This window comes from Streptomyces griseicoloratus, assembly GCF_014534645.1.
Taxonomy (GTDB): domain Bacteria; phylum Actinomycetota; class Actinomycetes; order Streptomycetales; family Streptomycetaceae; genus Streptomyces; species Streptomyces griseicoloratus.
In genome coordinates, this window is record NZ_JACVQF010000215.1 from 23274 (window position 1) to 47252 (window position 23979).

At 71.7% G+C, this 23979-nt stretch carries 22 protein-coding genes; 12 read left to right on the forward strand and 10 right to left on the reverse strand.

Annotated features, from left to right (window positions below; translation table 11 throughout):
- Positions 1 to 6: 6 nt before the first annotated feature.
- On the reverse strand, positions 7 to 801 hold the full coding sequence (locus H0H10_RS26110; protein ID WP_188183563.1) for a class I SAM-dependent methyltransferase: 795 nt from the start codon (positions 799 to 801) through the stop codon (positions 7 to 9).
- A gap of 4 nt (positions 802 to 805) precedes the next feature.
- Positions 806 to 1369: a PadR family transcriptional regulator gene (locus H0H10_RS26115; RefSeq protein ID WP_188183564.1), complete on the reverse strand. Its 564-nt coding sequence runs from the start codon at positions 1367 to 1369 to the stop codon at positions 806 to 808.
- A 69-nt stretch (positions 1370 to 1438) separates the two neighbouring features.
- Between H0H10_RS26115 and H0H10_RS26120 the strand changes: the two genes are divergently transcribed.
- The 4 genes from H0H10_RS26120 to H0H10_RS26135 all read left to right on the forward strand — a co-directional run bounded on the left by H0H10_RS26120 (position 1439) and on the right by H0H10_RS26135 (position 5860).
- Complete coding sequence (locus tag H0H10_RS26120; RefSeq protein ID WP_188183565.1) at positions 1439 to 1840, forward strand: nuclear transport factor 2 family protein; 402 nt, start codon at positions 1439 to 1441, stop codon at positions 1838 to 1840.
- 360 nt (positions 1841 to 2200) lie between these two features.
- Positions 2201 to 3340 carry a transcription termination factor Rho gene (rho, locus tag H0H10_RS26125; RefSeq protein WP_188183566.1) on the forward strand — a complete coding sequence of 380 codons (1140 nt, stop codon included), beginning with the start codon at positions 2201 to 2203 and terminating at the stop codon, positions 3338 to 3340.
- A gap of 114 nt (positions 3341 to 3454) precedes the next feature.
- The gene (locus H0H10_RS26130; RefSeq protein ID WP_188183567.1) at positions 3455 to 4636 is read left to right on the forward strand and encodes a D-alanyl-D-alanine carboxypeptidase family protein; all 1182 of its coding nucleotides are present in this window, start codon (positions 3455 to 3457) and stop codon (positions 4634 to 4636) included.
- Between the two features lie 177 nt (positions 4637 to 4813).
- Positions 4814 to 5860 carry a fatty acid desaturase family protein gene (locus tag H0H10_RS26135; protein WP_188183568.1) on the forward strand — a complete coding sequence of 349 codons (1047 nt, stop codon included), beginning with the start codon at positions 4814 to 4816 and terminating at the stop codon, positions 5858 to 5860.
- A gap of 43 nt (positions 5861 to 5903) precedes the next feature.
- On the opposite strand, the gene crcB (H0H10_RS26140) is transcribed toward H0H10_RS26135, so the two are convergent.
- The 6 genes from crcB (H0H10_RS26140) to H0H10_RS26165 all read right to left on the reverse strand — a co-directional run bounded on the left by crcB (H0H10_RS26140) (position 5904) and on the right by H0H10_RS26165 (position 11434).
- Positions 5904 to 6278 carry a fluoride efflux transporter CrcB gene (gene crcB, locus H0H10_RS26140; protein ID WP_188183569.1) on the reverse strand — a complete coding sequence of 125 codons (375 nt, stop codon included), beginning with the start codon at positions 6276 to 6278 and terminating at the stop codon, positions 5904 to 5906.
- A complete protein-coding gene (locus tag H0H10_RS26145; RefSeq protein ID WP_188183570.1) occupies positions 6275 to 6649 on the reverse strand; it encodes a DUF190 domain-containing protein in 375 nt (124 codons plus the stop codon). Before H0H10_RS26145 ends, crcB (H0H10_RS26140) begins: the two co-directional genes overlap by 4 nt.
- Positions 6646 to 7110, reverse strand: a complete 465-nt coding sequence (gene crcB / locus H0H10_RS26150; protein ID WP_188183571.1) for a fluoride efflux transporter CrcB — start codon at positions 7108 to 7110, stop codon at positions 6646 to 6648. The genes H0H10_RS26145 and crcB (H0H10_RS26150) overlap by 4 nt, the downstream gene beginning before the upstream one ends.
- Before the next feature lie 202 nt (positions 7111 to 7312).
- On the reverse strand, positions 7313 to 7600 hold the full coding sequence (locus H0H10_RS26155; protein WP_188183572.1) for an ArsR family transcriptional regulator: 288 nt from the start codon (positions 7598 to 7600) through the stop codon (positions 7313 to 7315).
- Between the two features lie 127 nt (positions 7601 to 7727).
- A complete protein-coding gene (locus tag H0H10_RS26160; protein WP_188183573.1) occupies positions 7728 to 9287 on the reverse strand; it encodes a glycoside hydrolase family 53 protein in 1560 nt (519 codons plus the stop codon).
- A 125-nt stretch (positions 9288 to 9412) separates the two neighbouring features.
- Positions 9413 to 11434, reverse strand: a complete 2022-nt coding sequence (locus tag H0H10_RS26165; protein WP_188183574.1) for a beta-galactosidase — start codon at positions 11432 to 11434, stop codon at positions 9413 to 9415.
- A gap of 184 nt (positions 11435 to 11618) precedes the next feature.
- Here H0H10_RS26165 and H0H10_RS26170 point away from each other — a divergent pair, with 184 nt between their 5' ends.
- The 5 genes from H0H10_RS26170 to H0H10_RS26190 all read left to right on the forward strand — a co-directional run bounded on the left by H0H10_RS26170 (position 11619) and on the right by H0H10_RS26190 (position 16821).
- Positions 11619 to 12938: an ABC transporter substrate-binding protein gene (locus H0H10_RS26170; RefSeq protein WP_188183575.1), complete on the forward strand. Its 1320-nt coding sequence runs from the start codon at positions 11619 to 11621 to the stop codon at positions 12936 to 12938.
- Entirely contained in the window at positions 12935 to 13864 is a 930-nt protein-coding gene (locus tag H0H10_RS26175; protein WP_188183576.1) for a carbohydrate ABC transporter permease, read from the forward strand. Before H0H10_RS26170 ends, H0H10_RS26175 begins: the two co-directional genes overlap by 4 nt.
- On the forward strand, positions 13861 to 14766 hold the full coding sequence (locus H0H10_RS26180; RefSeq protein WP_188183577.1) for a carbohydrate ABC transporter permease: 906 nt from the start codon (positions 13861 to 13863) through the stop codon (positions 14764 to 14766). Before H0H10_RS26175 ends, H0H10_RS26180 begins: the two co-directional genes overlap by 4 nt.
- The gene (locus H0H10_RS26185) at positions 14763 to 15794 is read left to right on the forward strand and encodes a LacI family DNA-binding transcriptional regulator (RefSeq protein ID WP_188183578.1); all 1032 of its coding nucleotides are present in this window, start codon (positions 14763 to 14765) and stop codon (positions 15792 to 15794) included. The genes H0H10_RS26180 and H0H10_RS26185 overlap by 4 nt, the downstream gene beginning before the upstream one ends.
- Before the next feature lie 622 nt (positions 15795 to 16416).
- Positions 16417 to 16821 carry a MarR family winged helix-turn-helix transcriptional regulator gene (locus H0H10_RS26190; RefSeq protein ID WP_188183579.1) on the forward strand — a complete coding sequence of 135 codons (405 nt, stop codon included), beginning with the start codon at positions 16417 to 16419 and terminating at the stop codon, positions 16819 to 16821.
- Between the two features lie 21 nt (positions 16822 to 16842).
- Here H0H10_RS26190 and H0H10_RS26195 read toward each other — a convergent pair whose 3' ends face one another.
- Entirely contained in the window at positions 16843 to 17244 is a 402-nt protein-coding gene (locus tag H0H10_RS26195; protein ID WP_188183580.1) for an SseB family protein, read from the reverse strand.
- 240 nt (positions 17245 to 17484) lie between these two features.
- Here H0H10_RS26195 and H0H10_RS26200 point away from each other — a divergent pair, with 240 nt between their 5' ends.
- From H0H10_RS26200 to H0H10_RS26210, 3 genes are all read left to right on the forward strand, one after another.
- Positions 17485 to 17805, forward strand: a complete 321-nt coding sequence (locus H0H10_RS26200; RefSeq protein ID WP_188183581.1) for a DUF2795 domain-containing protein — start codon at positions 17485 to 17487, stop codon at positions 17803 to 17805.
- Between the two features lie 100 nt (positions 17806 to 17905).
- Positions 17906 to 18499: an AMIN-like domain-containing (lipo)protein gene (locus tag H0H10_RS26205; protein WP_188183582.1), complete on the forward strand. Its 594-nt coding sequence runs from the start codon at positions 17906 to 17908 to the stop codon at positions 18497 to 18499.
- Between the two features lie 145 nt (positions 18500 to 18644).
- Entirely contained in the window at positions 18645 to 20090 is a 1446-nt protein-coding gene (locus tag H0H10_RS26210; RefSeq protein ID WP_188183583.1) for a glyceraldehyde-3-phosphate dehydrogenase, read from the forward strand.
- A gap of 124 nt (positions 20091 to 20214) precedes the next feature.
- Here the strand turns inward: H0H10_RS26210 and H0H10_RS26215 are convergent, their stop codons facing one another.
- On the reverse strand, positions 20215 to 23643 hold the full coding sequence (locus H0H10_RS26215; protein ID WP_188183584.1) for a CARDB domain-containing protein: 3429 nt from the start codon (positions 23641 to 23643) through the stop codon (positions 20215 to 20217).
- Positions 23644 to 23979 lie beyond the last annotated feature (336 nt).

Here is a 23979-nt window from a genome sequence, read left to right on the forward strand (position 1 = left end):
GCGCCGCTAGGGGCTTTCCGGGGACCCCGTACCGGCCCGGCGTGCGCGGCGCGGTCCGCCGGCTCGGACCGGGGGTGCCTTGCGGGCGACGACCAGCCGGACGCGCGGACTGCCGTCGGGCCGCCGCCCGAACTCCGGCAGGGCGTACAGGTCCACCCGGAATCCTGCACGCACCAGCTCCCGGCCCACGTCGCCGAGGCGGAACGTCCGGTAGTACATGACGAACGGGGGCCGCCACAGCGCGTTGCGCACCCGCATCACCGCGTCGAAGCCGAGCAGCGCCCAGTACGCCGGGGAGCCCGGGCGCGGCGGCGCGACGACGGGGAAGGCGAAGCAGCCGCCCGGGCGCAGCACGGAGTGCACCTGAGCGAAGAGCCCGGGCAGCTCGCGGGGCAGGAAGTGCCCGAACGCGCCGAAGCTCACCGTGAGGTCGAAGGCGGGTGCGAACGGCAGGGCGCGGGCGTCCGCGCGCACCCAGGAGACCGCCGGCCCCCCGGGCAGGGGCCGGGCGCGCTCGCGCGCGACCGCCAGCATGCCCGCGCTGAAGTCGACTCCCGTCACGCTCCCGCGGCACACCCGGGCCAGCACGTCCATGCCCGCTCCGGTGCCGCAGCACAGGTCGAGGCCCGCGTCGAACGGCCCCAGCCCCGCCAGTGCCGACGCCACCGCGTCCAGCACCGGGTCCGGCGTCCGGTACGGGGTGTGGTCGAACTTGGGGGCGAGCAGGTCGTAGCCGCGCTCGACCGACGACAGCGCCTGGACGGCGAGTTCGCGCAGACTGGGGCCTTCGGGGCTGAACATCGGGTCAGCCTAGAGGAGCCCGTCGCTTCAGCACCGTGAGCACGTGTTCGCACCACCGCACGTTCTCCCGCTCCAGGGTGATCCCGGCCGACAGGGTGAGGTAGGGGCCGACGCGGTCGGCGTCGCGCAGGTACTCCTCCTCGGTGCGGCCGTCGAGGAGGCGTTCACGGACGCGCTCGTACCGGGCGAGCTTCCCCACGGCCCACGCTCTGCGTTCCTCGACCAGCGCGCGGACCGCCTCCGGGTCGACGCCGTCCATGGCCTGGATCTTGATCAGGAACTCGTCGCGGATGGCGGTGGGACGACGGGTCGGCTCCGCCGCGAAGGCGTTCAGGTGCTCCCGGCCGGCCTCCGTGAGCGTGAACAGCCGCTTGTTGGGCCGGCGTTCCTGCTGCACCGTGCGTGCCTCGATCAGTCCGTCCGCCGCGAGGCGCTCCAGCTCGCGGTAGAGCTGCTGCGGCGTCGCGGGCCAGAAGTTGGCGAGCGAGACGTCGAAGACCTTGGACAGCTCGTATCCCGAGGCCTCGCCCTCCAGAAGGGCGGCCAGCACGGCGTACTTGAGAGACATGTCGACACGCTAGCAAGAGATGACTACTCTACTCCGCACCTATTCAATTAGTTCAATAAGGAGATGCCGATGCGCACGTTCCGCGCGGCCGTCGAGGCGCACGACCTCGACGCCGTCGAAGCACTGCTGGCCGAGGACGTGGTCTTCACCAGTCCGGTCGTCTTCAAGCCGTACCGCGGCAAGGCCGTCACCGCGGCGATCCTGCGCGGCGTCGCGCGCGTCTTCGAGGACTTCCGCTACGTGCGGGAGATCGGCGACCCCGACGGCCGCGACCACGCGCTGGTCTTCGCCGCTCGCGTGGGAGACCGCGAGATCACCGGGTGCGACTTCCTGCACCTCGACGAGGACGGCCGCATCGACGAGCTGACGGTGATGGTCCGCCCGCTGTCGGGCGCGCAGGCGCTGGCGGCGGCCATGGGCGCGCAGTTCGACCGGATCGCCGAAGAGGCGGCGGCGCGTTCGCAAGGGTGATTCCGCCGGACCCGCGGAAGACGGAACAAGCGCGGCACCGACCGCGTTGAAGAGGGCGGGACGGAGGTGACGTCCCGCCCCACCGCCACAACACCGCCCTCGGTGGTACAGTGCGGTCAGCACCTGTGTACGCCCCGTTTCCGGGCGCCGGTGCCGTTTCCCTTCGGTTCGCTGATCCGCCCGTCCTGCTGCGACCGGCGCGGTCCGCTTCCCAGCACGACCTCGTGAGCGGGGTTCTCCCCGCTGTTCCCGAGGTGCTGTTCCCGCCGTGCGCAGGCGTGGTCGTACGAGACCGCCCGCGCGGCTTCCCTTCCTCCTTCCGCATGTCCCATGCCCGCGTCCCCGAGAGGACCGATCACCATGACCACCACACTCGAACACCCTCCCCTCCGGCAGTCCCCGCCCGAGATCGTCACCGGCGTCCTCGACATCGACGCGGGCGGGAGGGGCCACCTGCGCGGCGAGAGCCTCCTGCCCGGACCGTCCGATCCTCCCCTCTCCCCCGCGCTGATCCGCCGCCACGGCCTGCGCAAGGGAGACCTGGTCGAAGCGGTGCGCGACGAGCGGCGCACGCTGACGGACGTCGTCCGGGTCGACGGCCGCACGCCCGGCCGGCTGCGCGGCCGCCGGCACTTCCGGGACCTGACGCCCCTGCACCCGCACGACCGGCTCCGGCTCGAACACCCGGCGGCCGGCCTCACCGGCCGCGTCATCGATCTGATCGCCCCCGTGGGCAAGGGCCAGCGCGGACTGATCGTGGCCCCGCCGAAGACCGGCAAGACCGTCCTCCTCCAGCAGATCGCCGCCGCCGTCGCCGGGAACCACCCCGAGTCCCGGCTGATGGTCGTGCTGCTCGACGAACGGCCCGAGGAGGTCACCGACATGCGGCGCTCCGTGCGGGGCGAGGTGTACGCCTCGACCTTCGACCGGGCGCCGCGGCAGCACATCGACCTCGCCGACCTGGTGATCGAACGGGCCAAGCGGCTCGTCGAGGCCGGCGAGGACGTCGTCATCCTCCTCGACTCCCTCACCCGGCTCTGCCGGGCGCACAACAACGCCGCCTCCTCCGGCGGACGGACGCTCAGCGGCGGTGTCGACGCCGGTGCGCTGCTCGGGCCCAAGCGGTTCTTCGGCGCGGCCCGGCAGGCCGAGGAGGGCGGCTCGCTCACCGTCGTGGCCACGGCCCTGGTCGAGACCGGCTCCCGGGCCGACGACTTCTACTTCGAGGAGCTGAAGAGCACCGGCAACATGGAGCTGCGGCTGAGCCGGGAAGTCGCCTCGCGCCGTGTCTTCCCGGCCGTGGACCTCACCGGCTCCGGCACCCGCCGCGAGGAACTGCTGCTCTCGGCCGCCGAGTCGGCCGCCGTACGCGGACTGCGGCGGGCGCTGTCCTCCCGCGACGGGCAGTCCGGCGTGGACACGCTGCTGGAGCGGATGCGCCAGAGCCCCGACAACGCCACGTTCCTGCGCCGGGTCCAGCCCACGCTGCCGGCCGGCTGACGGGCCGTCGGCCGACGGGCGGCCGCCCGTGGCGCATACGGCATCCGGGTGCTCGCGGGCGCGGCTCGGCCCGGGCAGCGGGGCGTTCACGGGGCACGTTCCTACGTTTGCGATATGACTAACAGATTTTCATCTCGCACGGTTCTGTCCACCTGTGTGTTCTGCGCGGCGGGCCTGCTGGCGCTCGCACCCGCCGCCACCGCCGGCCGTACGGAACGGCCGGACCCCGGTACACCCGGCGGACCTCGGGCCATGGCGCCGCCCCCGTCCCTGCTGTACCGCTCCGGCACACAGGTCCGGCTCCACCCGGGGTCGCCGGAGGTCCCGGATGTCTCGGCCCTGTCCTGGGTGGTGGCCGACGCCGGCACCGGCGAGGTGCTGGCCGGGCACGACGCGCATCGCAGACTGCCGCCCGCCAGCACCTTGAAGACCCTGTTCGCGCTCACCGTGCTGCCGGTCCTCCCGGGAGGCATCCCCCATGAGGTGAGCGCGGAGGAACTGTCCGGCGTCGGCCCGGGCAGCAGCCTGGTCGGCGTGGTCGAAGGCCACACGTACCGCGTCTCGGACCTGTGGAACGGCGTCTTCCTCAACTCGGGGAACGACGCCGTCCACGTGCTGGCCTCCCTCACCGGCGGCTGGGAGGCCACGGCCGCCCGGATGCAGGCCGAGGCCCGCGCTCTCGGGGCCCGCGACACGTTCGTGCGGTCGCCCGACGGCTACGACGCACCGGACCAGGTGTCGTCGGCGTTCGATCTGGCGGTGTTCGGCCGGGCGGGGCTGCGCAACCCGGACTTCGCGCGGTACTGCGCCAAGGTCGACGCGCTGTTCCCCGGCTCGGACGGGGAGGTGTACGGGATCCGGAACACCAACCGGCTGCTGACCGGCGCGGACGGTGTCGAACCGTACCCGGGGCTGATCGGCATCAAGAACGGCTACACCAGCAACGCCGGGCACACGCTGGTCGCCGCCGCCCGCCGGGACGGGCGCACCCTGGTGGTGACCGTGATGAACCCGCAGTCGGGCGGCCGCACGGCCGTCTACGAGGAGGCCCGCGCGCTGCTCGACTGGGGTTTCGAGGCGGCCGGGCGGGTCGACCCGGTGGGTTCGCTGGACGCCGGGCGGGCCCGGGCACGGTCGGGTCCCGAGGCCCTGCCCACGACGCCGAAAGCGGCCGAGCCGTCCGGGGACACCCCGGGGTGGCCGGAGACGGGAGCCATCGCGGGCGCCGCCGGGCTCGGCGCCGGCGCCATGGCCCTGGCCCTGCGGCTCGTGGCCGGCCGCGCGGAACGGGACTGACCCGCCGGCAGACGACCGCGGAACCGGTCCCGTGGCGGCACCGGCGGTCCCGTGGCCGTGGCTCGACGGCACCCGGCAGGTGGGGCGAGCCGGTCGCGGGACGGTGGGGCTGGCTACACCCCGCTTCGGGGGCAAACGCCATTCTGTTGACGGAAAGCCGTTCCCATACTGGAGCGCATGGCCAATCCAACGGTGCTCACGGAGAATCCGTCCACGCGCGAGCGGGAAAAGGGAAGCGACTTCTCGGAGCTGTCACGACGCATAACCGAAGCGGGGCTTCTCCGGCGCCGCCCGCTCTACTACACCGTGCGTTTCGCCTCCGTGGCCCTCGCACTCGGCGCAAGTGCCGCCGCCTTCCTCGCACTGGGCGACGACTGGAGCCAGCTGATCGTCGCCGCCGCCCTGGCCGTGGTCTTCGGACAGCTCGGGCTGGCGGCCCACGACCTGGCTCACCGGCAGGTCTTCTCCCGCCGGCGCCCCAGTGAGATCGGCGGTCTGCTGGTGGCCAACCTGCTGCTCGGCATGAGCTACGGCTGGTGGATGAACAAGCACACCCGCCACCACGCCAATCCCAACCACGAGGGAAAGGACCCCGACGTCGCCCCCGACATTCTGGTCTGGTCGCGGCGTCAGGCCCGCAAGGCGGAGGGAATTCCCCGTTTCATCGGAAAACACCAGGCCGCGTTGTTCTTTCCGCTGCTGACCCTGGAAGGTCTCAATCTGAGTTTCAGCAGCTTCAAGGCCCTGCGCAGCCCGTCGATGAAACGCCCCTTTTTGGAGGGGACGCTGCTCGTCGCCCATTTCGTGCTGTACTTCGGCGGCCTGTTCGCGGTGCTGTCGCCCGGCAAGGCGCTCGCCTTCATCGCGGTGCACCAGGGGCTGTTCGGGATCTACCTCGGCTCGGTCTTCGCGCCCAACCACAAGGGCATGCCGATGATCGAGGAGGGCACGCGGCTCGACTTCCTGCGCCGCCAGGTCCTCACCTCGCGCAACGTCAGGGGCGGCGCGCTCATCGATGCCTTCATGGGCGGGCTCAACTACCAGATCGAGCACCACCTCTTCCCCAGCATGCCCACGCCGGCCCTCGGCAAGGCCCAGGTGATCACCGAGCGGTACTGCGCCGAACTGGGCATCCCGTACCACCAGACCGGGCTGCTCGCCTCGCACCGGGAGGCGCTGCGTCATCTGCGGAGCGTCGGGGAGCCGCTGCGCGAGGCACGCTGACGGCGCACGGCCCGGGTGCCGGGCGGCGGAACCGGCGGCCGCGTCACATCCAGAGCGCCTCCGCCAGCGCGACGCCCGCGAACGCCGCCCCCAGTCCCGCCGCCACGCTCGCCGTGACGTTCACGGCGGCGTGCAGCCGGGCGCCCGTCTCGGCCAGCCGCAGCGTCTCGTAGGAGAAGGTCGAGTACGTCGTCAGCGCTCCGCACAGGCCGGTGCCCAGGAGGAGCAGCAGCCGGGAGTCCGCGGCGCCGGCGACCGCCGCGCCGGTCAGCAGCCCGAGGACCAGGGAGCCGACGACGTTCACGGTGAAGGTGCCCCAGGGGAAGACGGAGTCGTGCCGGGACTGCACCGCACGGTCGGTGAGGTAGCGCAGCGGGGCGCCGACCATGGCCCCCGCGACGACCAGCAGCCAGTTCACGACGGCTCCCCGCCTTCGTGTGCACCGGAGCCCGGTGTGCGGCCGGCACGGCGGACCACCTCGCACTCGTCGAGGACCACCAGGCCCTCGGTGACGAGCTCGTCGAGCTGCGGCACGAAGGCCCGTACGCGCTCCTCCGTGTCGACGATCACGATCGCCACCGGCAGGTCCTCGCTCAGCGACAGCAGCCGTGTGGTGTGCACGAGGGACGAGGCGCCGAACCCCTCGACGCCGCGGAAGACGCTGGCGCCCGCGAGGCCCGCGGCACGGGCCCGGTGGACGACCTCCGAGTACAGGGGCCGGTGGTGCCAGGTGTCGTTCTCGCCGATCAGGACGGTCAGGCGCAGTGCTCTGCCGGCCGGCCTCGTCATGGCTGCCTCCTCCGGTTCAGGACACGGCGGGCCGCCCATGCGGCGAGCCACACCGCCGCGAGCGCCGCGAGCGGGGTCGCGGCGAGGTAGGCCATGGCCGTACGGATGTGGCCCGCGGCGAACAGCTGCCGGCCGTCGACGGCGTACGTCGAGAAGGTGGTGAAGCCGCCGAGCACCCCGGTGCCGAAGAAGGGCCGTACCAGGCGGTGGGCGGCCCACACGTCGGTGATCAGCACCATGAACACGCCGATGACGGCACAGCCGACGACATTGACCCAGAAGGTCGTCCAGGGGAAGCCACCCGTCCGGGTGGGCCACCACAGGGAGGCCGCGTACCGCGCGCAGGCGCCCGCGGCTCCGCCGAGGGCCACGACCGCCACGACCGGTGCCTGTCCGCGCCAGTCGGGGCGCCGGGCGGCGGCGGGCCGGACGCCGGGGCTCTGGATCTCCGGGGCTGTCATGGTCGTACGTCTCCTACTCGCCGGGCATGGGGGTGCCCCCGTTCGCAAGTAGGGACCGTTGGCGGCACCTGTGCCGCGGTTCGGGTACGGCGGGCCCCACCGCCGCGCCGCGAGGTGGTCGCGGCCGCAGAACAGGGTAGCGCCGGGCGTGGGGCCGGGGCACTTCGGGGCGGGGCGCCGGAGCCGCGGGAGGCCCCGGCGCCTACCAGCCCTTCTCGAACATCCGGGCGACCTCGGCGATGCGCACCTCGTCGCGCCGGTAGTACGTCCGCCGGCGGACCCGCAAGGTGCGGAGCAGGCCGAGGTCCACGAGCAGATCGAGGTGGGCCTGCGCCACCCGCGGGGGCACGCCGAGTTTCGCGGCGACGTGGGCGGTGCGGACGCCGTGTGCGACGGCGTCCGCGCGGCGCTGCTGCGGGAAGTGCGCGAGCGGATCCTTCAGCCACTCCAGGATCTCCAGCCGCGTGCCGCTCACGGGAGTCCTCAGCATCTCGCCCTCCCTTCGCCGGGGGCGTCCCCGTACCCCCCTGGGCTCCACGGTCCCGCAGCCGGGGCCTGCCCGTCCCGGACTCCGCCGCCCTTGGCCGGTACCGGACCGGCCGCGCCCTTCCGGGGCGTCAGCGGTGGCGGAACCACGCCGTCGCCGGCAGTGCCCTGTCGTCGTAACCGAACAGGGCCTGGTTCTCCCAGCCGTTGCCGGAGGCCGGGTCGGCCGGGTCCCAGCCGTTGCCGGGGACCGCGGTCCAGGTCGCCTCCCAGTAGAAGACACCGAGTCCGCGGCCGTCCGGCACCGCCTCCACGATGTTCGCCACCGTGTTCATCCACGCCGTCTGCCCCGCCGTGGTCGCCGGGTAGCCGGGGACCAGTTCGGCGGCGGTGTCGATGATGTTCTCGTGCGCGTCCTCGCTGTCCAGCCGGAACGGATAGGCCGTCTCGGCGACGAAGACCGGCTTGCCGTAGCGGGCGGCCGCGTCGTCCAGGGTGGTCTGGAAGTCGGACAGCGGACCGTGCCAGTAGCCGTAGTACGACAGACCGATGGCGTCGAACCGCACGCCGTGCGCGACCGCGTTGTCGAACCACCAGCGGGTGCCCGCCAGGTCGCCGCCCTTGGCGAGGTGCAGTGCGACGGGTGTCGACGCGTTGACCTTCTTGACCGCGTCGTATCCGCTGTTGATCAGTCCGGCGAGCCGGGGCCAGTCGTCCGTGGAGCCCTCGCTCCACAGCATGCCGCCGTTGATCTCGTTGCCGACCTGGACCATGTCGGCGGCGGTGCCCTGCGCCTTCAGCGCGCCGAGCACGTCGTACGTGTGGTCGTACACGTCCTTCTTGAGCTGGTCGTAGGAGTGTCCGGCCCAGGCGGCGGGCTTGCTCTGGGCGCCCGGGTCGGCCCAGGTGTCCGAGTAGTGGAAGTCGACCAGCAGCTTCATGCCCTGCGCCTTGACCCGCTTGGCCGTCGCCAGCACGCGTGCCTTGTCGTTGTAGCCGTCGGCCGGGTTCACCCAGACCTTCAGGCGGGCGTAGTTCATGCCGGCGGACTTCAGGATCGCGAGCGCGTCGCCGCCCGCCCCGGAAGCGGTGCGGTAGACGCCGCCCCTGGCCTCGCTCTTGGCGAGGGAGGAGACGTCCGCGCCCTTGACCGGCACTCCGGCGGTGCCCTTCGTCAGGGTCAGGTCGTCCACGTTGATCCAGTTGCCGGCGTTCGCGTCACTGGTGACGCTGACGGTGCACTGGTTGTTCGTCACCTGGACCGGCACGACGATCCGGATCCACCCGGTGGCGGAGACCGGCAGGTCGGTGCGCTGCTCGGCGCCGCCGCAGTTCTTCAGCGCGAGGTACGCGGAGTTCTGACCGCCGCCGGAGCGGACCCAGGCGGTGAGCCGGTAGGAGCCGTTGGCGAGCCCGGACAGGTACTGGTAGGTCTCGACCCGGTAGGCGGAGGAGGACCAGTGGCTCAGGCGGTGGTCTCCGCCGTGGCCGCCGGCCTCGACGTACGAGGCGCCCGTCGAGCCGTACTCCGACCAGCCGCTCGGGGTGGCGGTGCCCGTGCCGTCCGCCTCGAAGCCGCCGTTGGTGAGGGTGCTCGCCGCGTGGGCGGCCGGGGCGGGCAGGGCGGTGAGGGCGAGCCCGGCCACGAGCGGCGGCAGCAGGGCCTTGAGCGTGCGTCTGGGATGGAACATCGTCGTCCGTCGTCCCTTCGACGTTCGGGGTGAGGAAGTGCCGCCTCCCACGGCCTGCGCGAGAGACGGCCCCCTCCGCCCGCGGCTCGTGTGCTCGCACGGGCGGAGGGGAGTCGAGTCGTGGCTCAGCCGTCGAGGCGTACGACCCGGACGGCTCCCGCCGGGACGGCGAGCCGGCCCGCGGCGCGCTCGCCGGTGAGCAGCTCGGTGCCGTGCGCCTCCAGCGGCACCTTGGCGTCCGAGGCGGTGTGGTTGATCGCGAACAGGAAGGTGCCGGACTCGCCGGTGCGGCGCACCACTTCCACGTCGCGGGGCAGGTCGTCGCGCGGGGCGATCCCCGCGTCCTCGGCCGCCCGGCCGAGGATCGCGTCCAGGCCCTCGGGTCCCAGGCGGGTGGAGACGTACCAGGCGGTGCCCTCGCCGAGGCGGTGCCGGGTGACGGCCGGCCGGCCCGCGGTCAGGCCGTCGGCGTACGTCCACACCGGCTCGGCGCCCCGCGGCACGACGAACTCCGTCCAGACGTCACCGCTCAGTTCGGAGCCGTCCGGGCCGGTGACGCGCACCCGCTCCCCCGCCAGCAGGGGCGAGAACTCCTCGACGGTGAGCCCGAGCACGTCCCTGAGCGCGCCGGGGTGGGCGCCCTCGTGCACGGCGTCGTGCTCGTCGACGATGCCGGAGAAGTACGACACGACGAGGGTGCCGCCCCCCTCGACGTACTCCCTGAGGTTGTTCCCGGCCGCCTCCGTCATCAGGTACAGCGCGGGGACGACGACAAGGGGATGTGCCGACAAGTCGGCTTCCGGGTGGGCGAAGTCGACCGTGAGGTGACGGTCGTACAGGGCCTCGTAGAAGGCGTCGGCGCGCTCGCGCGGGTCGTGGTCCTCGCTGGGGCGCCACTGGAGGGTCTGCGCCCACCAGGAGTGCCAGTCCCAGAGCATCACCGCGTCGGCCTCGGTGCGGGTGCCCCGGAGCGGGGCCAGCGAGTCGACCGAGGCGCCCAGCTCCACGACCTCGCGCCACACGCGGGTGTCCGTGCCGCCGTGCGGGAGCATCGCCGAGTGGAACTTCTCGGCGCCGCGCCGGGACTGCCGCCACTGGAAGAACATGGCTCCCTCGGAGCCGCGGGCCACGTGGGCGAGGGAGTTGCGGGCCATCTGGCCGGGGGCCTTGGCGGGGTTGCGGGGCTGCCAGTTGACGCCCGAGGTGGAGTGTTCGAGCAGCAGCCAGGGGGCGCCGCCGGCGACCGAGCGGGTCAGGTCGGCGGCCATCGCGAGGTTGACGTGGGTGCGGCGGCCGTCGGTGATCAGGTAGTGGTCGTTGGTGACCAGGTCGACCTCACGGCCCCAGGCCCAGTAGTCCACCGAGTCGCACTGGCTGAGCGCGGTCATGAAGTTGGTGGTGACCGGTACGCCGGGAGACAGGCGGTGCAGGATGTCCCGCTCCATGCGGAAGTTCTCGCGCATCGTGGCGTCGGCGAAGCGCCGGTAGTCCAGCGCCTGGGCCGGGTTGCCGACGGTGGGCGTCAGGCGCGGCGGGTTGATCTGGTCGAAGTCCGCGTACCGCTGGCCCCAGAAGGCCGTGCCCCAGGCCTCGTTGACGGCGTCGACGGTGCCGTACGTCGTGGCCAGCCAGCGGCGGAAGTGAGCGGCGCAGGAGTCGCAGTAGCAGGCCGAGACGGGGACGCCGTACTCGTTGTGGACGTGCCACAGCGCCAGGGCCGGGTGGGTGCCGTAGCGCTCGGCGAGCCTGGTGGTGATGTCCGCGGCCGCGGCGCGGTAGTCGGCGTTGCTGTGGCAGATCGCGGCGCGGGAGCCGAACTCGTAGCGCACGCCCTCCGCGGTCACCGGCAGGGCCTCGGTGTGGGCCCGGTAGAACCAGGCGGGCGGGGCGACGGTGGGGGTGCCGAGGTCGACGCGGATGCCGTTCTCGTGCAGCAGGTCCAGGATCCGGTCCAGCCAGCCGAAGTCGTGGGAACCCGGAGCGGGCTCTAGCAGGGCCCAGGAGAAGATCCCGACGCTCACCATCGTGACGCCGGCCTCCCGCATCAGCCGGACGTCCTCCCGCCAGACACTCTCCGGCCACTGCTCGGGGTTGTAGTCCCCACCGAAGGCGAGCCCGGTGAGGCCCCTGGGGGTGGTCTCCGGCATGGATGGTCTCCCGTTGTGATCGATCAATTGGGAACGTGCACACACGCTGTCGGCGGTGCGAGGCCAACATAACCGCACAGCAACAACCATTGACAAGTGTCCGGGATGTTTCTCTACTGTGAACGCTCACAGAAGCATGGCAGGTCCTCGCAGCAGGCGGGGACCCAGGTCAGGGGAGAGATCCATGCCGTACACGAAGCGCCGCCGCCTCGTGACTTCCGCCGTCGCCGTCGCGCTCGGCGCCACCACCCTCGCCGCCTGCGGCTCGTCGGACGAGGACGGCGACACCCAGGCCGGGCCCGTGTCGCTGACGTACTGGACCTGGACGCCCGGCATGGACAAGGTCGTCGACCTGTGGAACAAGGGCCCGGGCAAGAGGGAACAGATCACCGTCACGGTGAAGAAGCAGGCGTCCGGCGACACGCTGGTCACCAAGATCCTCACGGCGCACAAGGCGGGCAAGGCGCCCGACCTGGTCCAGGCCGAGTACCAGGCGCTGCCCACACTGGTCAGCAACGACGCGCTGGCCGACATATCGGGCGAGGTCGGCGACGCCAAGGGCAAGTTCGCCGAGGGCGTGTGGCAGCAGACCACGCTGGGCACGGACGCCGTCTACGCCGTGCCGCAGGACATCGGGCCCATGATGTTCTACTACCGCGAGGACCTGTTCAAGAAGTACGGCCTCAAGGTGCCGAACACCTGGGAGGAGTTCGCCGAGACCGCGCGCAAGCTGAAGAAGGCGGCCCCCGACAAGGACCTCACCACCTTCTCCGCCAACGACTCCGGTCTCTTCGCCGGTCTCGCCCAGCAGGCCGGCGCCGAGTGGTGGACGACCGAGGGCGAGAAGTGGAAGGTCGGCATCGACGACGAGGCGACCCGGAAGGTCGCCGACTTCTGGGGCGGCCTCGTCAAGGAGGGCGCCATCGACAACCAGCCGATGTACACCCCGGCCTGGAACAAGGCGCTCAACACCGGCCGGCAGATCGCCTGGGTCAGCGCCGTGTGGGCGCCCGGCACGCTGACCACCGCCGCACCCGACACCGAGGGCAAGTGGGCCATGGCCCCGCTCCCCCAGTGGTCGGACAGCGAGAACCGCACCGGCAGCTGGGGCGGCTCGTCCACCGGCGTCACCACCGACTCCAAGAACAAGGACGCGGCCGCGAAGTTCGCCGCCTGGCTGAACACCGACGCCGACGCGCTCAACGCGCTGGCCAAGGAGGGCGGCATCTACCCGGCCTCCACCTCGGCCCAGCTCAGCGGCGCCTTCACCAACCCGCCGGAGTTCTTCGCCAACCAGCCGGACTTCTACACCAAGGCCGCCGAGATCGCGAAGACGACGGCACCGTCCGCCTGGGGTCCGAACGTCAACGTCGCCTACACGGCCTTCAAGGACGCGTTCGGGACCGCCGCCAAGACCAGGTCGGACTTCGCCTCCGCCCTGGAGACGATGCAGAAGGAGACGGTCGCCGACCTGGAGAAGCAGGGCTTCGAGGTAGCCCGGTGACCGGCACGACGGCACGCCGGAGGCCGTACGGGGTCAAGGGCGCCCCGTATGCCTTCCTCCTCCCCGCGACGGTCCTGTTCCTGCTGTTCTTCGCCCTGCCCATCGGCTACGCGGTCTGGCTCAGCTTCCGCAAGGTGGAGGTGTCCGGGCTGGGCCTGGGCTCCGGCGCCCGCAAGGAGGTCTGGGCCGGCCTGGAGAACTACACCGACGCCCTCACCGACAGCGAACTGCTGGACGGCGCGCTGCGCGTTCTCGGCTACGGCTGCATCGTCGTGCCGGTGATGCTGGGGCTCGCGCTGCTGTTCGCGCTGATGCTCGACTCGGAGAAGGTGCGGTTCACGCCCGTCACCCGGCTCGCGATCTTCCTGCCGTACGCCATCCCCGGCGTGGTGGCGGCGCTGCTGTGGGGCTTCCTGTACCTGCCCGACGTCAGCCCCTTCTACTTCGTCCTGGACCGGCTGGGGCTGCCGCAGCCCGACCTGCTGGACGGCGGGCCGCTCTACCTCGCCCTGTCGAACATCGCGGTCTGGGGCGGCACCGGCTTCAACATGATCGTCATCTACACCTCGCTGCAGTCCATCCCGGCCGAGGTGTACGAGGCGGCCAAGCTGGACGGCGCCACGCCGTTGCAGATCGCGCTGCGCATCAAGATCCCGATGGTGGCGCCCTCCCTGGTGCTGACGTTCTTCTTCTCGATCATCGCCACGCTCCAGGTGTTCAGCGAGCCGACCACCCTCAAGCCGCTCACCAACTCCGTTTCCACCACCTGGAGTCCGCTGATGAAGGTGTACCAGGACGCCTTCGGCAAGGGCGACATCCACGCGGCCGCCGCCCAGGCCGCGATCATCGCGCTCGCCACGCTGGTGCTGTCCTTCGGGTTCCTGCGGGCGGCTAACCGGCGCAGCAAGCAGGAGGCAGCACGATGAGTTCCCTTGCCGTCCGCAAGGCCCGGCCGGCGGCGGGCACCACGCCCGGCACCGCGCAGGGGCCCCCGCTGCGTCGCCGTGTCGCGCTGCTGCCGACGCTCACGCTGCTGCTCGGCGCGGTCTACTGCCTGCTGCCGGTGGCCTGGGTGGTGATCGCGGCCACCAAGTCCGGCCGGGAGCTGTTCTCGACGTTCACCTTCCTGCCGGGCACGGGTTTCGCCGACAACGTCAGCGACCTGAGCGCCTACCGGGACGGCGTCTACTGGCAGTGGATGGGCAACTCCGCCCTGTACGCCGGTCTCGGCGCCCTGCTGTCCACGGTCGTGTCGGCGTTCAGCGGCTACGCGCTGGCGACCTACCGCTTCCGGGGCCGGGAGACCCTCTTCAACGTGCTGCTCGCGGGCGTGCTGATGCCGCCGGTGATCCTCGCCGTGCCGCAGTACCTGCTGCTCGCCGAGGCGGACCTGACGGACTCGTACCTGTCCGTGCTGCTCCCGCAGATCCTCTCCCCCTACGGCGTCTACCTCGCACGGATCTACGCCGCTGCGGCCGTGCCCGCCGACGTGGTGGAGGCCGGGCGGATGGACGGGGCGAGCGAGTGGCGGATCTTCACCCGGATCGCGCTGCCGATGATGGTGCCGGGGATGGTCACGGTGTTCCTGTTCCAGTTCGTGGCCGTGTGGAACAACTTCCTGCTGCCGTACATCATGCTCAGCGACGACGAGAAGTTCCCGATCACGCTCGGCCTGCACACGCTGCTGGAACAGGGCGCCAACACGCCCGCCCTGTACACGCTGGTGATCACCGGGGCGTTCCTCGCGGTGCTGCCGCTGGTCGCCCTCTTCCTGGTCGTCCAGCGCTTCTGGAGCCTCGACCTGCTCTCCGGGGCCGTAAAGTCATGACCATGAGCAACACGGGGGGCCGGCGCCGACCGCCGACGATCCACGACGTGGCCCGCGAGGCGGGGGTCTCGCGGGGCACCGTCTCGCGGGTGCTCAACGGCGGGCACTACGTCAGCCCGGCAGCGCAGGAGGCCGTCAACGCCGCGATCCGCAAGACGGGTTACGTCGTCAACCGGCACGCCCGCTCGCTGATCACCGGGCGTTCGGACTCGGTCGGCTTCCTGCTGACGGAGCCGCAGGAGCGGTTCTTCGAGGACCCCAACTTCAACGTCCTGCTGCGCGGCTGCACCCAGGCGCTGGCCGCGCACGACATCCCGCTGCTGCTGATGCTGGCCGGGACGCGGGACGAACGGCGGCGCATCACGCGGTACATCACGGCGGGGCACGTCGACGGGGTCCTGCTGGTCTCCAGCCACTCCGGGGACCCGGTCGCCGAGGAGCTGCGCGCGGCGGGCGTGCCGCTGGTGGCGTGCGGCAAGCCGATCGGGCTGGGGTCGAAGGTGAGCTACGTGGCGGCCGACGACCGGGACGGCGCCCGGGACATGGTGCGGCACCTGCTGTCGCTGGGGCGCCGGCGGGTGGGCGTGGTCACCGGCCCGCTGGACACCCCGGGCGGTGTCGAGCGCCTGGCCGGCTACCGGGAGGTGCTCGACGAGGCCGGGGTCGGGTTCGACGAGCGGCTCGTCGTCTCCGGCGACTACAGCAGGGCCAGCGGCGAGGCGGGCGCGGAGCGGCTGCTCACGCAGGCCCCGGACGTGGACGCCGTGTTCGTCGCCTCCGACCTGATGGCGCAGGGCGTGCTGGCGGCCCTGCAGCGGGCGGGGCGGCGGGTGCCGGAGGACGTGGCCGTCGGCGGGTTCGACGACTCCCCCGCCGCGGTCGCCGCGAGCCCGGAGCTGACCACCATCCGGCAGCCCTGGGACCGCATCAGCGCGGAGATGGTCCGGGTCCTGCTGGCCCAGATCGGCGGCGAGGACCCGGCAGCGGTGATCCTGCCGACGGAGCTGGTACGACGGAAGTCGACCTGACGAAGCCGAAATCCCTGCCGGACGCCATCGCAAGGCCACCGGCAGCACGCGAGGCGATCCCAGCACGCCGAGCCGATCCGCCACGGCCCGGGGCGCCTGACCGGCGCTCCGGGTACGGGCCACACCCCCGACGCCCCAGACGCACCGAACACCGGCCGCGCCGCCCGCTGGCCGGTGCAGACGGCCACAGGGAGGCGACGGCCCTTCCGAGCGCCACTGCCCGCCAGGGCCCGGGCGCGCTGACCGGCGGTCCGGGTGCGGGCGCACCGGGTGTCCACCGCGCGGTGCCGGTGCCCGGCAAAAGAGGCTCCGAGCGGCGCCGGCCCCCTGGGTGCCGGTGCAGGCGGGCCGTGAGGCCGCGGCTGCGCCGGTCCGAACAGCAATGAGGACGTCCGCGGCCACGGTGCGGCGGCGTCACGTGCATGACCCCGCCGCACGGCGCGCCGGCGGCGAACGCCCTCCGTCCGGACCCGGGCACGCTGACGGCCGTCCGGGGGCCGGTGGGACTTTCGGCCTCGGTGTGCGAGAGGGCCTGTCGTGGCCGGCGGGGGTCTCCACGTTGGCTGCCCTGCGCACTAGTTGCACGGTCAAGGAAATGTCGTTTCGGTGTTACCGTGCAGGTATGGCAGTGAAGACAGCCGATGCCCGGCTGGAGGAACGGTGGCGCGGCATCCTCGCGGTGCACGCGCGCACGATGTGCGAGATCGACCGCGCACTGCACCCGCACGGCCTGGGCGCGAGCGACTTCGAGGTACTGGACATCCTCGCGACCGCGGCGCCCGAGGAGGGCGACCAGTGCCGGGTGCAGAACCTGGTCGGCCGTGTCCACCTCAGCCAGAGCGCGCTGTCCCGGCTCATCGCCCGGCTGGAGAAGGACGGGCTGGTGGAGCGGTCCATCTGCGCCGAGGACCGGCGCGGCGTCTGGGTCGCCCTGACCCGCAGGGGCCGCGACCTGCACGCCGAGGTGCTGCCGCTGCAGCGGGCCGTGCTGGCCCGCATGCTGGGCGACGATCGCGGCGACGCCTAGCGCCCGCCGGCCGGCCGGACGCTAGGGACGGGCCAGCAGGGTGCGCACCCCGTCCGAGGTGAGGGTCAGGCGGTGCTCGGAGCCGGCGTCGATGGACAGCGACAGGTCCTCGGCCGGCCACTGCGCGGCGAGTGCGCCGAGCGGCACCACACGGTAGCGGGAGACGAACGGCAGCAGGCCGGCCATCTCCAGCTCCGAGGTGAACACGGGCACCACCTGTCGGCCGCCCTGCTGTTCCAGTACCGGCAGTGCGAGCATCGCGGGATCGGCGGCGTCCTGGTCGCTCGCGTCGTCGGGCACCGGCACGAGCACGTCGCTGCTCGCGAGCGTGTCGAACGCCGCCGTGTCCTCCGTGTTCTCGGCGAGCGCGTCCAGAGCCCGCTGGGCGGGCGTGACGTTGTTGTCGTTCGCGGGTGTGTCCATGGCAGGTTCCCTGGTAGCAGCGGTCGTGCGGCCCGCCCGGACATGATCGGCGCGGGCGCGGTCCAGCCTCGCGTACCCGGTCGTTCCGTGGGCAATCCTGTTCGACGCGGGACTCTGTGATCGTCCGCACGCGACCGGTTCGTACCGGTATGGCCGGAATGTGATTACCGAGGCTCGGCGGTTACCCGGATGGTCCGGAACGTCCCACCGGGGCCGACACACGGACTGGGAGATGCACTCATGCCCCGCACCACGAGCGCCCGAGAGGTGGTCGACGCCATCAAGGACGTCGACTTCCCGGCGGGCAAGGACGAGCTGATCGAGGCGGCGCGCCGGTCGGGCGCCTCGCAGGACGCCGTAGCGGCGCTGCGCGGCATTCCGCCCGAGAGCTACGCCAACCGCGAGGAGGTGGCCCGGTCGGTGCGGGTGGACCCCGCCTCCGACCTCGGCACGTCTCCCGCGCAGCGGGCCGAACAGGCCCGTGCGGGCGGCAAGCCAGGCCAGTCGCAGCATCTGCGCGAGGTGCCGAAGCCGCCCGTCGAGGAGGAACTGGACCGCTGACTCGCCAGAGTGTCTCCACCAGGAAAGCCGGGAACGCAACCTTTCGGTCAATCAACCCGTCTCAGCCAATACCGGAACATGCGCATCCTGGGGGGACACCATGCGACGCAGCAGAACGGCATGGGTGGCGGTCGTACTCACGGGCACCGCCCTCGGGGCGGCCACGATCTCGGCCGACGCCGCCCCGGCCGCTCAGGCCGCCGCGGCCGCACGGAGCACGACGTGCCCGAGCGGCTGGGGCAGCCTCGACAAGACCCGGGCCACGGCGACGACGGTCCCGGTGCAGAACGTCAGGACCGGTCGCCACGCGTGCTTCGACCGGCTGGTCGTCGACGTGCCCGGCGCGCGGGCCGGCCGGCTCGGTCACACCGTCCGCTACGTCGACCGGCTCCACCAGGACGGCTCGGGCCGCCCGATCCCGGTCGCCGGCGGTGCCGTGCTCGAAGTACGGGTCGCCGCGCCCGGCTACCGGCCCGAGACCGGCGCCCCCACGTATCCCGGGCAGGTGGGCAGGCCGCTGCCGCACGTCGACCTCGCCGGGTACCGCACTTTGAGGGACGCCCGGTTCGCCGGCAGCTTCGAGGGCGAGACGCAGATCGGGCTGGGTGTGCGCGCCCGGCTGCCCTTCCGGGTGCTGACGGTGGACGACCGTCTCGTGGTCGACGTCGCCCACACCTGGGGTACCGCACGCTGACGCTTCGGTGGCCGCGCTCGCCCGGCTCGCGGCCCGAGGCGGGGAGCCCGGACCTGCGCAATTGATCACAGTCGCGCCCACTTGATCGATCACCGAGCGCGGTGGGGTTAGCATATGAGCGCCGCCTAGCTCGAAAGATAGAGACGTGACTGTCAACGACGACTCGTTCACCAACTGGAAGCACCGCGAGGAGATCGCGGAGTCGATGATCCCGATGATCGGGAAGCTGCACCGCGAGCGGGACGTCACCGTCCTGCTGCACAGCCGCTCCCTCGTGAACAAGTCGGTGGTCAGCATCCTCAAGACCCACCGGTTCGCCCGGCAGATCGCCGGCGCGGAGCTGTCGGTCACCGAGACGCTGCCCTTCCTGGAGGCCCTGACCACGCTCGACCTCGGCCCCTCCCAGATCGACATCGGCATGCTCGCCGCGACCTACAAGGCCGACGACCGCGGCCTGTCGGTCGCGGAGTTCACCGCCGAGGCCGTCGCCGGGGCCACGGGCGCCAACAAGATAGACCGCCGCGAGCCGCGCGACGTCGTCCTGTACGGCTTCGGCCGCATCGGCCGGCTCGTCGCCCGCCTGCTCATCGAGAAGGCCGGCTCGGGCAACGGCCTCAGGCTGCGCGCCATCGTCGTCCGCGGCGGTGGTGAGCAGGACCTGGTCAAGCGGGCCTCGCTGCTGCGCCGCGACTCCGTGCACGGCCAGTTCCAGGGCACGATCACCGTCGACGAGGACAACAGCACGATCGTCGCCAACGGCAACGCGATCAAGGTGATCTACGCCGACGACCCGACGAAGGTCGACTACACGGCGTACGGCATCAAGAACGCGATCCTCATCGACAACACCGGCAAGTGGCGCGACCGCGAGGGCCTGTCGAAGCACCTGCGCCCCGGCATCGACAAGGTCGTCCTGACCGCGCCGGGCAAGGGCGACGTCCCCAACATCGTCCACGGCGTCAACCACGACACCATCAAGCCGGACGAGCAGATCCTGTCCTGCGCCTCCTGCACCACCAACGCGATCGTCCCGCCGCTGAAGGCCATGGCCGACGAGTACGGCGTGCTGCGCGGTCACGTGGAGACCGTCCACTCGTTCACCAACGACCAGAACCTGCTGGACAACTACCACAAGTCCGACCGCCGTGGCCGTTCCGCGCCGCTGAACATGGTCATCACCGAGACCGGTGCCGCCTCCGCCGTCGCCAAGGCGCTGCCCGACCTCAAGGCGAAGATCACCGGCAGCTCGATCCGGGTGCCGGTGCCGGACGTCTCGATCGCGATCCTCAACCTCCAGCTCGCCCGCGAGACCACCCGCGAGGAGGTCCTCGACCACCTCCGCGAGGTGTCGCTGACCTCGCCGCTCAAGCGCCAGATCGACTTCATCAGCGCGCCCGACGCGGTCTCCAGCGACTTCATCGGCTCGCGCCACGCCTCGATCGTCGACGCGGGCGCCCTGAAGGTGGAGGGCGACAACGCGATCCTCTACCTGTGGTACGACAACGAGTTCGGCTACTCCTGCCAGGTCGTCCGTGTCGTCCAGCACGTCTCCGGGGTGGAGTACCCGACGTACCCGGCCACGGCCGTCTGACCGGGCTGAGCCGCACCGCGTGAGGGGCGGTGGGGGCGACGGACGCCGTTCGGCGCCGCGGTCGCTCCCACCGCCCCTCGCTCATGCAGGACTCATGCCGGGCCGTCGGCCCGCGTCACATCGTTCAGTTGCCCCTGCGGGCGGCGGCCGACCCGACCGGCGCACCGCTGATCGTGAACTGCGAGCCCGGTTCGATCAGCACGTCGCCCTGGGCCGAGCCGGTGATCGTGACGTTCGTCAGGGTGGCGCTGCCGCGGGCGCCGCCCATCGCGAGGATGCCGGAGCCGTTGTTCGACTTGTCGATACGGACGTCGGTGATCTTGACGCCGGGTGTCGCACCGCCTCCCGTCTTGAACTGGATGCCGTCGTAGGTCGAGTCGTGGATCTCGGTGTCCCGGATGGTGACGCCCGGGATGTCCTGGCCCTGTGCGAACAGGGTGATGGCGCCGAACTCCTGGGCCTCGCCCCAGAACGCGCCGCCCGTCCGGTGCAGGGCGTTGCCCGCGATGAGGGTCTGGCCGGAGAAGGGCAGCGGGTCGTGGTCGGTGGCGAGCATGATGCCCGGGTAGTTCATCGTGTCGGCGACGACGTTGTTCTCGATGGTGTTGCCGTAGCCGCCGTACACCGCGATGCCGTTGGCCCGCCACGGCAGCTGGATGGTGTTGTTGCGGAAGTGGTTGTCGTGGCCGATGTCCACGGAGGTGTCCTTCACGTACTTGCTGGCCCACACCGCGAGCGAGTCGTCACCGGTGTTGCGGAAGGACGAGTTGTACACGGTGGAGTTGCGGGTTCCGTTGGCGAAGTTGATGCCGTCGGCATAGGTGTTGCGGATCCGTACGCCGGTGAACTCCAGCCCGTCGCCGGGGCCCCACAGCTCCGGGATGTTCGAGTAGTCGCGGCCGGCCCAGACGCCGACGTTGGCGTGCTCGATCCACACGTTGCTGATCTTCGTGTCCTTGCCGAAGCGTCCGTTGAGGCCGACGCCGCCCTCGTGGTTGCCGTCGCCGCCGCGGATGGTGCCCGAGCCGAAGATGGCGATGTCGGAGATCCGGGTGTTGTGGTCGATGTCGAAGCCGAAGTTGCCCTCGTGCGGGTGGTTGATGCCGCCCGCCTCGTGCGGCGGGGTCAGGGTGTAGAGCTGGGAGTGCCACATGCCCGCGCCCCGGATGGTGACGTCCCGGATGCCGACCTGGTTGAACTGGCCGCGGTTGTGCGGGTCGTCGGTGAGGATCTTCTGCTCCTGGCGCCACTGTCCGGCCGGGATCCACACGCAGGAGATCTGGCCGTTCTGGTCGGCGGTGACCGCCCGCTGGATGGCGTCGGTGTCGTCGAGTCCGTCGCCCGGTACGGCTCCGTACTCGGTGATGGAGGTGCAGTCCGCCGGCTTGGCCGCCGGGGGCGCGACCTGCTCCAGGTCGACCAGGTCGATGACGTAGAAGGCCGCCGAGTCGCCCGCGTCGCGCTGCAGGCGGAACCGGGTGCCCTGCGGGTAGGTCTGCGACAGCAGCGCGTGGGACTCGTCGAAGAGCCGCCGTGCGTCGCCGCCGGGCCGGTTGGTGAGCCCCTCGGGGTCGTCGGTGTTCCCGTAGAGCCAGCTGTGCTTGGACGACAGGGTCAGCTTCCGTACGAACGTGCCGTCGGCGTAGAGGCTGATCGTGGCCTCCGCTCCCCCGCCGCCGGGGGCGTCGGGGACGGAGTTGCGCACGACGATGGAGTTGGCGGGCGTGGTGGAGGTGAACTCGACGTACTGACCGGTGGAGTCGAGCCGGACGGACTTGCGGCCGGAGGACTCGGTGCCGAAGTTGGTGTGCCCGAAGGTCCTCTTGGCGTCGGTGGTCAGCAGGGTGCCCTGGTAACGCCCGTCCTCCGCCTCGTACTCGGTGTACGGCACGGCGGCACCGCGTCCGACGACGACCGGCTTGGCGAGGACGTTGTTGTCCTCGTTGGTCTCGGTGACGACGCCGGTGGCGTCCGCGGTGGCGGTGAGGGTGACTCCGCCGCCCGTCGCCGTCCAGGTGCCCTCTATCGGCACGTTGACCGTGGCGTCGGGCGCGACCTGGCCGGTCGTGCCGTTCAGCGTGGTGGTGCCGGCCTGGATCCGGGTCACCGAGCCCGCCGGCGCGGCGGTCGTGCCGCGGTTGTGCACGGCGACGGTGAAGGAGACGGGCGCGCCCACGGCCGGGTTGGCCGGGTTGGTGGTGATGGCGCTCACCTCCAGGTCCGGACCCGGTGCCCGGCCGACGACCAGCCGGTCCGCGGCGGTACGGCTGTTGTTGGTGTCGTCCAGTTCGGCGACGGTGTCGCGGGGGTCGGCCACCGCGGCGACGGCGTAGCTGCCGGCCGGGCGGGTGCCGGTGGAGACGGCGACCGTGGCGGACGCGCCCGGGTCGAGGGCGGGTACGGCGGCACTGCCGGCCACCGTGCCCTCCACGCTCACGTCGGCGGTCGTCGCGGCCGAGCGCGCGGTGCCGGCGTTGCGGACCGTGGCGTTCACGGTGACCGGGTCCCGCTCGGAGGGGGCGGCGGGTGACCAGTCCAGGCCGGTGACCGTCAGGTCGGGGGCGGGGGCGGCGGTGCCGACGACCTGGAACTCGGCGACCTGGCCGCCGGGTGCGCCGGTGTTGGAGAAGAACCTGAGCCGTACGTCGGCGGCCCGGCCGCTGACCGGGATGGTCACCGAGTTGCCGGTGGCCGGGCTGAAGGCGTAGTCGGCGCGGTCGCGCAGCGTGGTGAAGCCGCTCGCGGACTGCGCCCGGCCGAGGACCTGGATGCCTTGCGTGCGGGCCGACCACACCTGGTCCGGGTTGAGCTTGACCACCACGGCACTGACGTCCGCGTCGGCGCCCAGTTTGACGGTGAGGTCCGCGGGGTGGCCGGCGGCCTCCCAGTAGGTGGAGGTGGAGTCGTCGGTGGCGTTGGCCGCGACGTAGGTCTGCACGGACGAGGTGGCCTCGACCGGCTTGTTGCGGGCCAGGTTGGTGCCGGTGGGCGGCGGCTCGGTGCCGCCGTCCTCGCCGTACACCTCCAGCTCGGAGAGCTGAGCGGCGTTCCAGCCGGTGTTGCCGGTGACGTGGACGCGCACGTACCGCGCGTCGGAGGGGGAGGCCAGGTCGACGGCGACGGTGTTGGCCTGCGCCGGGTTGAACGCCCGTGCGGCCGAGGCGGAGAGCGTGCGGAAGGTGGAGCCGTCGGTGCTGCCCTGGAGGGAGAGCGTCTGGCTTCGGCTCTCCCAGCCCGTGGGCAGCTTGAGCACCACCCGCTCGACGTCGCGGGCCTCGCCGAGGTCGACCTGCACCCACTGGGGGAAGGAGCCCACCGGGCCCTCCCAGTAGGACGCCTGGACGCCGTCGGTGGCGTTGCCCGCGGGGTACGCGCCGTGGGAGCCGCCTGCCGTGGCCGGGCGGCCGAGCGCGAGATTGACGTCGGCGGCCGTCGCGCGTGCCGTGGCGGCCTGGGCGGAGGTGGCGAGGGGCAGGGGCAGCAGCCCCGCCGACACGAGCGCGGCCAGGACGGCACCGGTCAGCGACCGTCTGCCGGGGGGTCTCCATCTCATAGGGTCCTCGGTTCCATGGGGAGGTGGGGAGCGCGTGACAGGCAGGAGGGGGAGGGCCGGGGAGGAGCATCCCGGGAGAAGAGCACCGGCCATGCACGCCAATTGAGCTGAGCAGTCGATTTTTTGCGGAAACTGCGTCATCAGGTTTCTAGCGTGTCATCAGTTTGTCAACGGTCTTCCATGGCAAGGAAATTGCCGCGTAACCCGCTTGCAAGCCTTGCGGAGCGTTTGCGTGTGCCGCAGGGTCACGCGGGACGTCATCGACCGGCCGACTTCTTGGCAGGGCATACGCGTTCGGATGCGGTCCCGAGGGAGCGGACCGCATCCGATGAGCAA

Excerpts from the sequence above, each read along its gene's own strand:
- H0H10_RS26130 (WP_188183567.1), top strand. The coding sequence starts at position 3,455 with ATGACTAACAGATTTTCATCTCGCACGGTTCTGTCCACCTGTGTGTTC.
- H0H10_RS26165 (WP_188183574.1), bottom strand. The coding sequence starts at position 11,434 with ATGCCGGAGACCACCCCCAGGGGCCTCACCGGGCTCGCCTTCGGTGGG.
- H0H10_RS26180 (WP_188183577.1), top strand. The coding sequence starts at position 13,861 with ATGAGTTCCCTTGCCGTCCGCAAGGCCCGGCCGGCGGCGGGCACCACG.
- H0H10_RS26135 (WP_188183568.1), top strand. The coding sequence starts at position 4,814 with ATGGCCAATCCAACGGTGCTCACGGAGAATCCGTCCACGCGCGAGCGG.
- H0H10_RS26155 (WP_188183572.1), bottom strand. The coding sequence starts at position 7,600 with ATGCTGAGGACTCCCGTGAGCGGCACGCGGCTGGAGATCCTGGAGTGG.
- H0H10_RS26190 (WP_188183579.1), top strand. The coding sequence starts at position 16,417 with ATGGCAGTGAAGACAGCCGATGCCCGGCTGGAGGAACGGTGGCGCGGC.
- H0H10_RS26185 (WP_188183578.1), top strand. The coding sequence starts at position 14,763 with ATGACCATGAGCAACACGGGGGGCCGGCGCCGACCGCCGACGATCCAC.
- H0H10_RS26145 (WP_188183570.1), bottom strand. The coding sequence starts at position 6,649 with ATGACGAGGCCGGCCGGCAGAGCACTGCGCCTGACCGTCCTGATCGGC.
- H0H10_RS26215 (WP_188183584.1), bottom strand. The coding sequence starts at position 23,643 with ATGAGATGGAGACCCCCCGGCAGACGGTCGCTGACCGGTGCCGTCCTG.
- crcB (WP_188183571.1), bottom strand. The coding sequence starts at position 7,110 with ATGACAGCCCCGGAGATCCAGAGCCCCGGCGTCCGGCCCGCCGCCGCC.
- H0H10_RS26195 (WP_188183580.1), bottom strand. The coding sequence starts at position 17,244 with ATGGACACACCCGCGAACGACAACAACGTCACGCCCGCCCAGCGGGCT.
- H0H10_RS26115 (WP_188183564.1), bottom strand. The coding sequence starts at position 1,369 with ATGTCTCTCAAGTACGCCGTGCTGGCCGCCCTTCTGGAGGGCGAGGCC.
- H0H10_RS26160 (WP_188183573.1), bottom strand. The coding sequence starts at position 9,287 with ATGTTCCATCCCAGACGCACGCTCAAGGCCCTGCTGCCGCCGCTCGTG.
- H0H10_RS26205 (WP_188183582.1), top strand. The coding sequence starts at position 17,906 with ATGCGACGCAGCAGAACGGCATGGGTGGCGGTCGTACTCACGGGCACC.
- rho (WP_188183566.1), top strand. The coding sequence starts at position 2,201 with ATGACCACCACACTCGAACACCCTCCCCTCCGGCAGTCCCCGCCCGAG.
- H0H10_RS26200 (WP_188183581.1), top strand. The coding sequence starts at position 17,485 with ATGCCCCGCACCACGAGCGCCCGAGAGGTGGTCGACGCCATCAAGGAC.
- H0H10_RS26120 (WP_188183565.1), top strand. The coding sequence starts at position 1,439 with ATGCGCACGTTCCGCGCGGCCGTCGAGGCGCACGACCTCGACGCCGTC.
- H0H10_RS26170 (WP_188183575.1), top strand. The coding sequence starts at position 11,619 with ATGCCGTACACGAAGCGCCGCCGCCTCGTGACTTCCGCCGTCGCCGTC.
- H0H10_RS26110 (WP_188183563.1), bottom strand. The coding sequence starts at position 801 with ATGTTCAGCCCCGAAGGCCCCAGTCTGCGCGAACTCGCCGTCCAGGCG.